The 12,862-nt window shown below is 73.3% G+C and carries 13 protein-coding genes and 1 other RNA gene; all 14 read right to left on the bottom strand.

The window, feature by feature from the left end; genetic code table 11:
* Window positions 1-122 precede the first annotated feature (122 nt).
* Window positions 123-498, bottom strand: a transfer-messenger RNA (tmRNA) gene (gene ssrA, locus ACI78U_RS03960).
* Window positions 499-651: 153 nt separating this feature from the next.
* Entirely contained in the window at window positions 652-1,794 is a 1,143-nt protein-coding gene (locus ACI78U_RS03955; RefSeq protein WP_456873985.1) for a magnesium and cobalt transport protein CorA, read from the bottom strand.
* 268 nt (window positions 1,795-2,062) lie between these two features.
* Complete coding sequence (locus ACI78U_RS03950; RefSeq protein ID WP_456873984.1) at window positions 2,063-3,676, bottom strand: SLC13 family permease; 1,614 nt, start codon at window positions 3,674-3,676, stop codon at window positions 2,063-2,065.
* Window positions 3,677-3,721: 45 nt separating this feature from the next.
* Window positions 3,722-4,255, bottom strand: a complete 534-nt coding sequence (locus tag ACI78U_RS03945; protein ID WP_456873983.1) for a carboxymuconolactone decarboxylase family protein — start codon at window positions 4,253-4,255, stop codon at window positions 3,722-3,724.
* The gene (locus tag ACI78U_RS03940) at window positions 4,252-5,136 is read right to left on the bottom strand and encodes an SCO6745 family protein (RefSeq protein WP_456873982.1); all 885 of its coding nucleotides are present in this window, start codon (window positions 5,134-5,136) and stop codon (window positions 4,252-4,254) included. The genes ACI78U_RS03945 and ACI78U_RS03940 overlap by 4 nt, the downstream gene beginning before the upstream one ends.
* A 9-nt stretch (window positions 5,137-5,145) precedes the next feature.
* Entirely contained in the window at window positions 5,146-6,153 is a 1,008-nt protein-coding gene (locus ACI78U_RS03935; protein WP_456873981.1) for a GNAT family N-acetyltransferase, read from the bottom strand.
* A 43-nt stretch (window positions 6,154-6,196) separates the two neighbouring features.
* Window positions 6,197-6,574, bottom strand: a complete 378-nt coding sequence (locus ACI78U_RS03930) for a VOC family protein (protein WP_456873980.1) — start codon at window positions 6,572-6,574, stop codon at window positions 6,197-6,199.
* Window positions 6,575-7,468, bottom strand: a complete 894-nt coding sequence (locus tag ACI78U_RS03925; protein ID WP_456873979.1) for an amidohydrolase family protein — start codon at window positions 7,466-7,468, stop codon at window positions 6,575-6,577.
* Window positions 7,465-8,385, bottom strand: a complete 921-nt coding sequence (locus tag ACI78U_RS03920) for an NADP-dependent oxidoreductase (protein ID WP_456874005.1) — start codon at window positions 8,383-8,385, stop codon at window positions 7,465-7,467. The genes ACI78U_RS03925 and ACI78U_RS03920 overlap by 4 nt, the downstream gene beginning before the upstream one ends.
* Window positions 8,385-8,861, bottom strand: a complete 477-nt coding sequence (gene smpB, locus ACI78U_RS03915; protein WP_106275651.1) for an SsrA-binding protein SmpB — start codon at window positions 8,859-8,861, stop codon at window positions 8,385-8,387. Before smpB ends, ACI78U_RS03920 begins: the two co-directional genes overlap by 1 nt.
* 9 nt (window positions 8,862-8,870) lie before the next feature.
* Window positions 8,871-9,920, bottom strand: a complete 1,050-nt coding sequence (locus ACI78U_RS03910; RefSeq protein WP_456873978.1) for a hypothetical protein — start codon at window positions 9,918-9,920, stop codon at window positions 8,871-8,873.
* 53 nt (window positions 9,921-9,973) lie between these two features.
* The gene (ftsX, locus tag ACI78U_RS03905) at window positions 9,974-10,858 is read right to left on the bottom strand and encodes a permease-like cell division protein FtsX (RefSeq protein ID WP_456873977.1); all 885 of its coding nucleotides are present in this window, start codon (window positions 10,856-10,858) and stop codon (window positions 9,974-9,976) included.
* A gap of 43 nt (window positions 10,859-10,901) precedes the next feature.
* A complete protein-coding gene (gene ftsE / locus ACI78U_RS03900; protein WP_089404684.1) occupies window positions 10,902-11,591 on the bottom strand; it encodes a cell division ATP-binding protein FtsE in 690 nt (229 codons plus the stop codon).
* Between the two features lie 136 nt (window positions 11,592-11,727).
* Window positions 11,728-12,840 carry a peptide chain release factor 2 gene (prfB, locus tag ACI78U_RS03895; protein ID WP_456873976.1) on the bottom strand — a complete coding sequence of 371 codons (1,113 nt, stop codon included), beginning with the start codon at window positions 12,838-12,840 and terminating at the stop codon, window positions 11,728-11,730.
* Window positions 12,841-12,862 lie beyond the last annotated feature (22 nt).

The following is a 12,862-nucleotide window of genomic DNA, read 5'->3' as shown; positions in this document are numbered from 1 at the left end:
CAGACGCACGTAGGGCCCGGTCGTCTGACCGGGCCCTACGTGGTGGAACGGGGGTTTACCTGGGGGTCCTCTCCGAGCGCCGGATTCGGGGAAACGAATCCGGCTTTTCGGGGAGAACCCCGGGGTGGAGGTGGCGGGAATCGAACCCGCGTCCTGCGACGCATCACCAGGGCTTCTCCGAGCGCAGTCCGCTCTGTCTCTGCTCGGCCCTCCCGATCGCACGAACACGTCGGGATGACGGGCCCAGTCGCTGTGAGGTGTCCCGTGCACGCCCGCGACCGGCACGCACGGTGAGTCATCTAGCTGATGCCAGACTCCGGGCCGATGACGGAACCCGGGCTGACAGCGTCACACTCGCTGATCAGGCAGCGAGGGCGAACGCGCGCTGACTCTTGTCGGCGCTTGTGTGTTTTCCGACGCGTGGTTAACGAGCTCATCGTCGGCTTCCTCGGCTCGCTTCCCCTGGTCACCCGACCGCAGTCGAGACCATTCACCCCCTGTGCAGTTGTGCACCCATCGTAACCGGGACCGCCACCGGGTTGTTCCCTCGGCGCCACGGCACGTTGATCATCGGGTGGTTGCCGCTCGACACGCCGTGCGACGGCGTGTCGTCGTGCACACACCCGATGATCAACACGGAGCAGGAGCCTCCTAGATCCAGTCGCGGCGCTTGAACACCGCGTACAGGGTCACGCTCACCCCGAGCATCAGCACCAGGGCGAAGGGATAGCCCAGGTGCCACGTCAGCTCGGGGATCTCCTGGAAGTTCATCCCGTACACCGTGCCCACCAGCGTCGGGGCGAACAGGATGGCCGCCCACGCGGAGATCTTCTTGACCTCCTCGCCCTGGGCGATCGAGGCCTCGGTGAGCTCGCGGATCTCGTCGTTCTGCCGCTGCGCCACCAGCGTCGCGTTCACGGTGAGGATGTCCCGCAGCTGCAGCCGGAAGGCCTCGATCCGCTCGTTGACCTGGGTGACGTGGTCGGCGACGTCGCGCAGGTAGCTGCGCAGGTCCTCGTCGACGCCGTACTTGTCGAACCCCGCGGTGATCGCGGCGAGGATCCCGGTCAGCGGCCGGGCGGCCCGCTGGAACTCCAGCACCTCCTGCGAGAGCTCGTAGATGCGCCGCGAGACACCGGGGTCCCCGCGGAAGACCTCGGTCTCGATCTCGTCGATGTCGTTGGCCAGGCCCGCGACCACCGGCGAGTACCCGTCGACGACGGCGTCGAGGATCGCGTACAGCACCGCCTCGCTGCCCTTGGCCAGCAGCGCCGGCTCGCTCTCCAGCCGCCGCCGCACCCGGGCGAGGTCGGGCGACTCCGCGTGCCGCACGGTGATCGCGAACTGCCGCCCGAGGAACAGGTGCAGCTCGCCGAACTCCACCTCCTCGGCCGCGTCGAGGTACCGGGCGGCCTTGAGGACGACGAACAGCGTGTCCCCGTAGCGCTCGAACTTCGGCCGCTGGTGGGCCTGGATGGCGTCCTCGACGGCCAGCTCGGGTAGTCCGTACTGCTCGGCGAGCTCCCCCAGCTCGGCCGGCTCGGGCCGGTAGAGGCCCAGCCACACCATGCGGTCGTCGAAGCCCTCGGTCAGCCAGTCGTGGCTCTCCTCCGCCGACGGCGGCGTGGCGATGCGCCGGCCACCGGCGTACACGGCGTTGTCCACCAGCCGCGACGGGCGCACCGGCTCCACGGGCGCCGGCGGGACGGGCGGGGCGGGACGCAGCACCGGCGGGCGCGGGCGGCGGCCCAGGGTGGACAGGGCGGTGAGGGGCGCGAGGCGGCGGTCGGCCATGGCGGGGCTCCCGGAGGACGCTGGGTGACAGGACTCAGCAGCGGCCCTCCACGCACCGGCACCCCGGCGCGCGCGGCGGCCGGGAGATCAGATGGTGAGGAGGGCCTCGGGACTGGGACTGGGCGGTTCGCTGCGCATGCGCTCGCCCTCCCTCCCGTCGGTGGCCTCCCTGCGTACGGCCGTCGTCCATCGTGACACGACTCCCGACGGGCCCGCCCGCCCGAGGGGATGACTTCCCCCTCCGTTCACCCCCCGGTCAGGCGTCCGGTCACACCTCCAGGACCAGGCCGACCATCAGCGGCAGCAGGAGGACGATCAGCAGCGCGCCCAGGACGTCGAAGGAGATGCCCGAGCGGATCATCTTCGTGATCGGGACGACGCCGGACCCGTAGACGATGGCGTTCTGCGGCGTCGACACCGGCAGCATGAACCCGAACGACGCGGCGAAGGTCGCCGCCAGCGCGGGCACGAACGGGTTGATGCCCGCGGCCACCGCCACCGGGATGATGATCGGCACGACGACCGCCGCGGACGCGGTGTTCGACGTGGTCTCCGAGATGATGATCGCGAGGATCACCGCGAACACCGTGATCGCGAAGGTGCTGGTCAGCCCGAGGGTGTCGGCCGAGGCGTTGCCGATGGTCTCGGCCAGCCCGGTGTCGGCCAGCAGCGAGCCGAAGATGATCCCGGTGCCGAACAGCAGGATCGTGCCCCAGTCGATCTTCGCGGCGTCGGACCAGTTGAGGGTGAACTCCCGCCGCTTCCAGTCGGTGGGCAGCAGGAACAGCAGCGACGCCCCCAGGACGGCGACGATGCCCTCGTCGATCCGGTCGCTGACCGTCGTGTAGACGTCGGAGTCGGTGCCGGCGGTCAGCGCGATGATGCCCGGGGTGATCCACAGCGCCACGGTGATGCCGAAGGCGACCAGCGTGTTCCGCTCCGCGCGCGAGACCGGGCCGAGCTCGGCGCGCTCGGCCTGCACGTACTCGTGCACGCCCTCGATCCGCTTGATCTCCGGCCGGTTGAGCAGCAGCAGGACGGCGGCCAGCGCCACGAACATCAGCGCGCAGATCGGCAGCGCCATGAGCATCCACTGCAGGAACCCGATCCGCTCCCCCGTGGCCTCCTCGATCAGCCCGCGGCCGATCAGGTTCGGCGGGGTGCCGACCGGGGTGATCAGGCCGCCGACGCTCGCGCCGTAGGCCAGCATCAGCATCAGCGCGACGCCCACCCGCAGCCGCAGCGGGTCGAAGTCGGGTGCCACCAGCTCCTTGTCCTGCAGCAGCTTGGCGATCACCGACAGGATGCCGATGGCCGTGGGCAGCAGCATCGCGACGGTGGCGGTGTTCGAGACGAACGCCGACAGCAGCGCGGTGATCAGCCCGAAGGCGATGACCACCCGCGCGGTCGAGCCGCCGACCCACTTCATGGACAGGATGGCCATCGCGAAACGCCGGGCGACGCCGTGCTTGAGCATCGCCGCGGCGAGGATGAAGGCGCCGATGAAGGTGAACACCGTCGTCGACCCGAACGGTGCGACGGCGTCGTCCGCCGGCACCACCCCGAGGACGACGATCGCCCCGACGCCGATGAGGCCACCGACCGGGATCGGCACCGGCTCGGTGATCCACAGGACGATGACGCCGAGCAGGATCGCGGCGAGCAGGTGCTGGTCGCGCGGCAGGTCCAGCGGCAGCAGCGCGAAGACGATCGTCACGACCGGGGCGAGGAAGAGCCCGACCGTGCGCCGCCCCTTCTCGAAGCGCTCCTCGGCCGGGCTGAGCCGCTGCTCGCCCAGGCTGCGGTAGGTGGCCGAGCCGCGGAACGCGGCGTCGACGTCGGTGCGCTGCCCGGGCTGGCCCGGGCGTTCGATCGTGGCCATGACGCCTCCCCCGGATGGTGTGACCCACACCATAGGGAGGACCGGTCAGCCGGGCACCTCGCCGCCGGGCAGCGGCACGTCGAGCGCCACGAGGAAGCGGGCGACCATCCCGTACGCCCCGACCAGCACGGCGAGCTCCACCACCTGCCGGTCGTCGAGGTGCGCGCGGACCGCGTCGAACACCGCGCCGGGGACGGTGACGGTGCGGGCCGAGGCGTCGGTGAAGGCCAGGACGGCGGCCTGCACGGGTGTCCACCCCGGCCCGCCGGCGGCGTCCTCGGCCCGCAGTGCCTCGAGCTGCCCGTCGGTGAGCCCCGCGCGACGGGCGATGGGCTCGTGCGCGGCCCACGGGAACCCCGCTCCGGCGAGGACGGCGACCCGCAGCACCACCAGCTCGCGCAGGTCGGCGGCCAGCGTGGTGCCGCCGCGCAGCGCGCCGACCAGCGCGTTCCACCCCTCGGCCACCGGCGGGCTGTGCAGCAGCAGCCGGTCGAGGTCGGTCAGCACGCCGCCGCGGCGGGCGCGCAGCAGGTCGGCGGCCGGGTCGTCGTCGGGGGCGGAGGGCAGCCGCGCGCTCACCGGCCGGCGAGGACGCCGGAGGGGTAGGCCCCGTTGCCGACGACGGTGGTCGACAGCCGCTTGCCCAGCTCGACCACCCGGCCGGTCCGCTCGGGCCCCAGGTGGACCCACGGTGCGGCCGAGAGCGCGTCGGTCTCGGCCTCGAGCTCCGCCCGCAGCGCCCGCCCCGCGTCGGTGAGCGCCTCGCCCTCGAGCAGCCCGCGCGCGGCCAGCCGGGCCAGGCCCGCGGCCCACTCCTCGTCGGTCCAGCCGCGGGTCGCCCGGGCGGCGGTCGGCTGGAAGCCGCGGCCGGTGGCGGTGTGGGTGAGCAGCGCCTCCAGCCCGGACAGCCCGTGTCGCACCAGCACGGCCACGTGCCCGTCCCCGCGCCACTCGCGCAGCAGGGTGACCCCGTGCCAGAGACGGCTGACCGGGTCGGCCGGCCAGGCGAGGTCGGCGTGCCCGGCGTAGAGCGGCCGGCCCTCGGCGGTCAGCACGCCGCACGCCTCGGCCAGCAGGTCGCCGAGCTCGCCGACCTCCGGCGCCGCGGCGGCCTCCTCGCCGCCGAGCAGCCGGGTCAGCGAGGCGCGGGCGGCGGCGAACCGCGCGGCGACCACCTGCTCCGGGGTGGCCAGCGTCCAGGCCCGCGGCACGTGCCGCGCCACGATCGCCGGGGAGAAGTTGGAGAAGGTCGCCGTCACCACGCCCGGGCCCACGGCGCCCATCGGGGCCGCACGGCCGGCGAAGTAGACCATCCGGCCCGGGCGCAGGCCGACCGCCGTCAGGTGCTGCTCGGTCTCGGGCACGAAGTAGACGTGGTCGTGCAGCGGCGCCAGCGCGCGGTACGCGCGGCCGACGAGGGCGGGGTCGAGGGCGGGCTCGGGCTGATCGGCGCTGACCATGCGGGCACCCTAGGCGAGCGGCGGGACCGGGTACGCCCAGGAGTGGGAGGTGCGGACGACGCGGAAGCCGACGCGCTCGTAGAGGGCGAAGGCGCCCGTGGTGTTCTCGGTGTCGACGTCGAGCGCCGCCCGGTCGCAGCCGCCGGCCGCGGCGGCGGCCAGCGCGGCGGCGATGACCGCCGAGGCCACCCCTCGACCGCGGGCCGCGGGCAGCACGCCGATCTGGCCCAGGTGCGAGGTGCGGACGCCGGTGGCGCGGGTGTCGGCGTCGTACACGTAGGCCAGCGCGTAGCCGGTGACGGCGCCGTCGGCGAGGGCCAGCACCGACAGGTCCGGGCGGAACGCCTTGACGCCGGTGAACCAGGTCCGCCACGCCTGCTCGTCGCGCTCGGTGGACCCGTGGTGGTCGGCGAAGGCGACGTTGTGCGCGCGGCGGACCTCGTCGTCGCGGTTCCCCTCGAAGGGGACCAGCTCCACACCGGGCGGCGGGGACACCCCGGGCAGGTCGGTCAGCGGGCGCTCCATGGTGGCGAACAGCCGCTCGACCTCGAACCCGGTCCGCTGCAGCAGCGACCCCAGCGAGGTCATGGCCGGCCACACGGAGGCGACCACCCGGCCGGGCAGCCCGGGCGGCGCCACCTCGGCGTGCTGCGCGGTGCCGCGGCGCACCTGCCAGGCCAGCAGCGCGCGGCCGATGCCGCGGCCACGGAACCCCGGGTCGACCCGGCCCTCCGCCCAGATGCGGAGGGCCTCGCGGCCGCCGCGCGAGACGATCGACGTCGCCCAGCCGGCCAGCCGGCCCTCCGCGGTCACCACCGCCCGCCCGTCGCGGGCCAGGTCCACCAGGTCGCTGCCCCACCACTCGGTGAGGTCGTCGGCGTCCTCGTGCTCGCCGGTGCCGTCGACGGCCTCGGCCGCCGCGAGCAGCCCGGCGGCGGCATCGGCGTCGTCGAGCGTGAGCGGGCGGGCGGTGAACCCGTCGGGCAGGCCGGTCACGTCGGCGAGGAGGTCGGCCACGGACGAGGACGGTAGGCCGGTCCCTCCCCCGGCCGCGACCGGATTACCGCCGGACGAACAGGCAGAACGGGTGGCCCGCGGGGTCGGCGTAGACCCGCACCACCTCGTGCTCGTCCTCGTGGCCGCCCACCTGCCGGGCGCCGGCCTCCTCGGCGAGCGTGCAGGCGGCGTCGAGGTCGTCGACCTCGAGGTCGAGGTGGACCTGCATCTGCTGGGTGCCCGGCTCCGGCGGCCACACCGGCGGCACGTGGTCGGCCTCCAGCTGGAAGGACAGCCCGGTGCTGCCGTCGGCGGGGCGCAGGGTCGCCCACTCCGGCTCGTCGTCGCGGATCGGCCAGCCGAGCAGCCGCTGGTAGAAGCGGGCCAGGCCGCGCGGGTCCGGGGTGCCGAGGACGGCGGCGGCGAACCGGAACGTGGGCACTCAGTCCTCCAGGGCGAACAGCCGGGCGCCGTTGTCGTGCAGCACCGCGCGCAGCCAGTCGTCGCCGAGGTCGAGCCGGGTCAGCGCGGCCAGCTGCTCGGCGTACGGGTACGGGATCGACGGGAAGTCGCTGCCGAGCAGCACCTTGTCCCGCAGGGCGGCCAGCCGCGGCCGCAGCGCGGGGTCGAAGGGCATGAGCCGCTCGGTGAAACCGGTGGCGAACATCGTGGTGTCCAGGTGCACCCGCTCGTACCGCTGCGCGAGGTCGAGGAACTCGCGGTACTCGGGCATGCCGAGGTGGGCGATCACCAGGCACAGCCCGGGGTGGCGCTCGAGCAGGCCGGCCGCGGGCCCGGGCCCGGTGTGCTCACCGGCCAGCGGGCCCGAGCCGCAGTGCACGACCACCGGCGTCCCGGCCTGCTCCAGCCGCGCCCAGACCGGGTCCAGCAGCGGGTGGCGCGGGTCGAAGCCACCCACCTGCACGTGCACCTTGAACACCCGCACGCCGCGGTCGAGCGCCTCGGCGACGTAGTGCGGCGCCTCCGGCTCGGGGAAGAACGTGGCCGACCGCAGCACCTGCGGGTGGGCGTCGGCGAAGGCGGACGACCAGTCGTTGAGCCACGCCGCCATGCCCGGCTTGTGCGGGTAGGGCAGCGTCGGGAACGCCCGGACCCCGAGCCGGCCGAGCACGGCCAGGCGCTCGTCCTCGGGCAGCGCGTAGTGCACCGGCCAGGCGGCGCCGTAGTGGGTCTCCGCGGCGGCGAAGTACGACCACACCTTGGCCTGCACCCGCGGGGGCAGGAAGTGCACGTGGACGTCGACCAGGCCGGGCAGGCCCAGCTCGCGCCAGAACCGCGGGACGTCGTCGTCCCCCGCCGGCGGCCGGACCGTCACAGCGTGACGACCACCTTGCCGCGCACGTGCCCGCCGGCCACCAGGTCGTGGGCCTCGGCGGTGCGCTCCAGCGGGAACGCCCGGGCGATGGACACCCGCAGCTGGCCGGCGTCGGCCATCCGGCCGAGCTCCTCGAGGTCGTGCCGCTCGGGCCGGACGAACACGTAGCGCCCACCCATTCCGTTCACCGCGGGGTCGACGACGCTGACGAGGCGCGCGACGTCGCGCACCTGCGCCGGGGCGTCGGCCAGCGCCTCCCCGCCGACGAGGTCGAGGACGGCGTCGACCGGCTCCGACAGCTGCCCGCTGACCGGCCCGGCCGCGTGGTCGAGCACCTCGGCGGCGCCGGCGTCGCGCAGGAACCCGTGGTTGCGCGGGCTCGCCGTGCCGATGACGTGCGCGCCGAGCGCGACGGCGATCTGCACGGCGAAGAAGCCGACCCCGCCCGCGGCCCGGTGCACGAGCACGCGGTCGCCCTCGCCGACGTCGAGCGCCTCGGTCAGCGCCTGGTAGGCGGTCAGCCCGGCCAGCGGCAGCGCCCCGGCCTCGGCGAACGACAGCGACTCGGGCTTGCGCGCCAGACAGCGCTGCGGCGCGGGCACCAGCTCGGCGGCGGTCCCCCACTGCACCTCGTCGCGGCGCAGGTAGCCGATGACCTCGTCCCCGGGGGCGAGGTCGACCACCGCCGGGCCGACCGCCTCGACGGTGCCGGCCAGGTCCCAGCCGGGCACGATCGGGAAGTGGTGCGGGTAGGCCCCGGCCAGGTTCCCCTCGCGGATCCCGACGTCGACCGGGTTGACCCCGGCGGCGTGGCTGCGGACGAGCACGGTGTCGGGCCCGACCGGGGGCTCGGGCAGGTCGTCGCGCAGCGTCAGGACCTCGGAGGAGCCGAACCGGTCGTAGGCGATCCCCCGCATCACCGGCGGCCCTTGACGTACCGCCCGAACGCCCGCTGGATCTCCCGGCGTGAGTCGCGCTCGGCGAGGTCGTGGCGCTTGTCGTAGGACTTCTTGCCCTTGGCCAGCGCGAGGGTGGCCTTGACCTTGCCGTCCTTGAAGTACAGGTCCAGCGGCACGAGCGTCAGGCCGCCCTCGCGGGTCTTGCCGATCAGCTTGTCGATCTCCTCGCGGTGCATGAGCACCTTGCGCTTGCGGCGCGGCGCGTGGTTGGTCCAGGTCCCCTGCGTGTACTCGGGGATGTGCACGTGCTGGAGCCACACCTCGCCGTCGTCGACGGTGGCGAAGCCGTCGACCAGCGACGCCCGGCCGGCGCGCAGGCTCTTCACCTCGGTGCCCGTGAGCACCAGGCCGACCTCGTAGGTGTCGAGGATCGAGTAGTCGTGCCGCGCCTTCTTGTTCTGGGCGATCAGCTTGCGCCCCTGTTCCCGCGGCATATCCCCAGGTTACCGGGCCGGTGCCCGCCCACCGTCGGACACCGCGACCTCCCGGCGCAGCTGCGCGTAGGTGGGCGCCTGCACCGGGAGGAAGGCGACCTCGCGCACCCGGCGGGCGGTGTCGCTGCCGGCCAGGTAGCCCGACCCCCCGGCGACCGCCGACTCCAGCCGCACCGCGTCGGCGGCCAGGTCCAGCGCGGCCAGCCGCAGCCGGGCCAGGTCGCCGGGGTGCACGCCCACCCGGTCGCCGGCGAGGTCCTCCAGCCGCCGCACGGTGTCGTCGCGCCGCTCGCCCAGGGCGTCGCCGTCGGCCCGCAGCACGGCGGGCCGGTGCTCGGTCGAGGCGGCCAGCGCGGCGTCGGTGACGCCGACGGCCATCGCGGTCTGCATCAGCAGCATCGCCGGCCGGCACACCGCCATGAAGGAGGCGAGGTCGTCGCTGAGCACCTGCCCCGGGCCGACGGCGACGCCGTCGAGCTCCAGCCCGCCGGTGCCGGTGCCGTTGAGGCCGAGCAGGTCGTAGAGCGCGGTCGGGGTCACACCGTCGTCGGTGCGCCGCAGGCACACGACCAGCCGGCCCTCGTCGGGGATCCGCGCGGGGGCGACCACGACGGCGTCGTCGAAGAGGTTCGACGCCCACGCGACCGAGCCCGACAGCCGCCAGCCGTCCCCGTCGCGGGTGGCGGTGACCGGCAGCGTGCCGGTGCCGGCGAGGTCGGCGACCGCCGGGGCCATCGCGCTGGCGCCGGCCACCGTGCCGGCGCGCAGCCCCTTGGCCAGGGCGCCGAGCGGTCCGGAATGCGTGGCGCCGCCCAGGTACTCGATCACCATCCGCTGGGACCAGGCGGCGAAGGCGGTGGCCAGCGACACCGACGCCAGCCGGCGGACCATCCGCACCGCGGTCAGCAGCTCCTCGGTGGGGTCCTCGTCGTCCGACCCGAACGCGCCGACCCCGCCCAGCCGCCGCAGCGCGGCGCGGACGTCGGCGCGTCCGGCGTCGACGTCGCCCGCCCCCGCTGCCGCCTGCTCGTGGACACCGCTGACGTCGACCGTCGTCATGCCCGCTGTCTACCCGCCTCCGGCCCCGCCCGCGACGGGAGGCGGCGAACCCGCTAGAGACGCACGTAGAGGCGCAGCGTGACGTAGGCGGCGACCGCGGCCAGGCCCACGCCGGCACCGGCGATGATCGGGCTGATCGTGGCGATGGCGCTCCAGTCGACCGGCGGGATGATCCCGGCCTTGATCGGCCCGGCCAGCGTCCGGTCGACGAAGAGCACCTTCGTCAGCACCAGTCCGCCCACCGCGAGCGCCGCGCCGATGAGCCCGGCGAGCGCCGCCTCCAGGATGAACGGCAGCTGGGTGTACCAGCGGGAGGCACCCACCAGGCGCATGATGTTGGTCTCGTTGCGCCGGTTGAACGCCGCCAGCTGGATCGTGTTGGAGATCAGCAGCAGCGCCGCCAGCGCCTGGACCACCGCCACGGCGATGGTCGCGTTGCGGGCGCCATTGAGCAGGCTGAACAGCCGGTCGAGGAAGTCGCCCTCGTCGCGGACCTGGTCCACGCCGTTCTGCCCGTTGGGGAACTCCGCGGCGATGACCGCGTAGCGCTCGGGGTTGACCAGCTCCACCCGGAAGCTCTCCGGCAGCGCGTCCGGCGGCGTGTTCTCGACCAGCTCGGGCTGCTGGGAGAACTGCTGCCGGAAGCGCTCGTAGGCCTCCTCCTTGGACTCGTAGAGGAAGGTGGCCACCTCCGGCGAGTCGGCGAGCTGGGTCTCGATGGCGCTGCGCTGCTCGTCGGTGACGCCGTCGGCCAGGAAGATGGAGACCTGCACCTTGTCGTAGTAGATCTCCTTCATGTCGGAGATCATCCCGGCGATGAGCAGGCCGGTCCCCATGAGACCGAGCGAGATGGCCGTGGTCAGGATCATCGCGACCGTCATGGTCAGGTTGCGACGCAGCCCGGTGGCCACCTCGGAGAGGACGAAGTTGACGCGCATGGGTTCCCTGTCGTGAGGTGCAGGTCGTGGCGGGGGACGACCGTCAGCGGCCGACGCCGTAGACGCCGCGCGACTGGTCGCGGGTGATCTGGCCCCCGTTGAGCTCGATGACGCGGCGGCGCATGGAGTCGACGATGTGGTAGTCGTGCGTCGCCATGATCACGGTGGTGCCGGTGCGGTTGATCCGCTCCAGCAGCAGCATGATCCCCTCGCTGGTCTCCGGGTCCAGGTTGCCGGTGGGCTCGTCGGCGAGCAGCACCAGCGGCCGGTTGACGAACGCGCGGGCGATCGCGACCCGCTGCTGCTCACCACCGGAGAGCTCGTGCGGCAGCCGGTTGGCCTTCCCGTCGAGCCCGACCATCTCCAGCACCTCGGGGACGACCCGCTTGATCGTGCGGTGCGGCTTGTTGATGACCTCGAGGGCGAAGGCCACGTTCTCCGCGACGGTGCGGTTGCGGAGCAGGCGGAAGTCCTGGAAGACGCAGCCCATGGTGCGGCGGAGCTTGGGCACCTGCCACTTGCTCATGCCGTTGAGGGTCTTGCCGTTGACCGTGATCGTCCCGCGGGTGGGGTCGTCCTCCTTGAGCAGCAGCCGGAGGAACGTCGACTTGCCGGAGCCCGAGGAGCCGATGAGGAAGACGAACTCCCCCTTGTCGATCTCCGTCGTCACGTCATCGAGGGCCGGCCGGGGGCTGGCCGGGTAGAGCTTGGTGACGTGTTGCAATTCGATCACGAGGGGCCACGGTACCTGTCCGGAGCCGCACCCTGGTCGGTTCGCACCGAGACGCTCCGGGAGCGATTCCGCGACCTCCCCCGCTACCCAGCGGGATCGCCCCGCCAACCGCGCCGCGGTGTGACGGAGGCGATGCTCAGCTGGTCGGCACGCTCTCCTGCTGACGGCGCCAGCGGATGCCCGCCTCGATGAACGCGTCGATGTCGCCGTCGAGGACCGCCGTGGTGTTCCCGGTCTCCTGCTCGGTCCGCAGGTCCTTGACCATCTGGTACGGGTGCAGCACGTAGGAGCGCATCTGGTTGCCCCAGCTCGAGCCCTCGCCCTTGAGCGCGTCCATCGCGGCGCGCTGCTCCTCCTGCCGCTTGGCCAGCAGCCGCGCCTGCAGCACGCGCATCGCCGCGGCCCGGTTCTGGATCTGGCTCTTCTCGTTCTGGCAGGAGACGACGATGCCGGTGGGCAGGTGGGTGATCCGCACGGCGGAGTCGGTGGTGTTCACGCTCTGCCCGCCCGGCCCGCTCGACCGGAACACGTCGATGCGGATCTCGTTCTCCGGGATCTCGACGTGGTCGGTCTGCTCGACGACGGGCAGCACCTCGACGCCGGCGAACGACGTCTGCCGGCGGCCCTGGTTGTCGAAGGGCGAGATGCGCACCAGCCGGTGGGTGCCCTGCTCGACCGAGAGGGTGCCGTAGGCGTAGGGCTGCTTGACGGCGAAGGTCGCCGACTTGATGCCGGCCTCCTCCGCGTAGCTGGTGTCGTAGACCTCGACGGCGTACTTGTGCCGCTCGGCCCAGCGCAGGTACATCCGCATGAGCATCTCGGCGAAGTCGGCGGCGTCGACCCCGCCGGCCTCCGAGCGGATGGTCACCAGCGCCTCGCGGGAGTCGTACTCGCCGTTGAGCAGCGTGCGGACCTCGAGCTCGTCGATCGCCTTCCGCAGCGTCTCGAGCTCCCGCTCGGCCTCGGCGGTGGTGGCCTCGTCGTTCTCCTCCGCGGCCATCTCGTGCAGCAGGCCGACGTCGTCGAGCCGGCTGCGCAGCTCCTCCACCCGGCGCAGGTCGCCCTGCAGGTAGGACAGCCGCGAGGTCAGCGCCTGGGCGGCCTCGACGTCGTTCCAGAGGTCGGGCGCGGCCGCCTGCTGCTCGAGGTCGGCGACCTCCTGGCGGAGTCGGTCGACGTCGAGGACGGACTCGATGCTCCGGAGGGTCGTGTCGAGCTCGTCGAGGACGACGGCGAAGTCTGCGGCCACGTCGATCCAGGGTAGTGCGCCC

Source organism: Geodermatophilus sp. SYSU D00710, from assembly GCF_054050195.1.
This window is presented reverse-complemented; position numbering and strand designations above follow the sequence as displayed.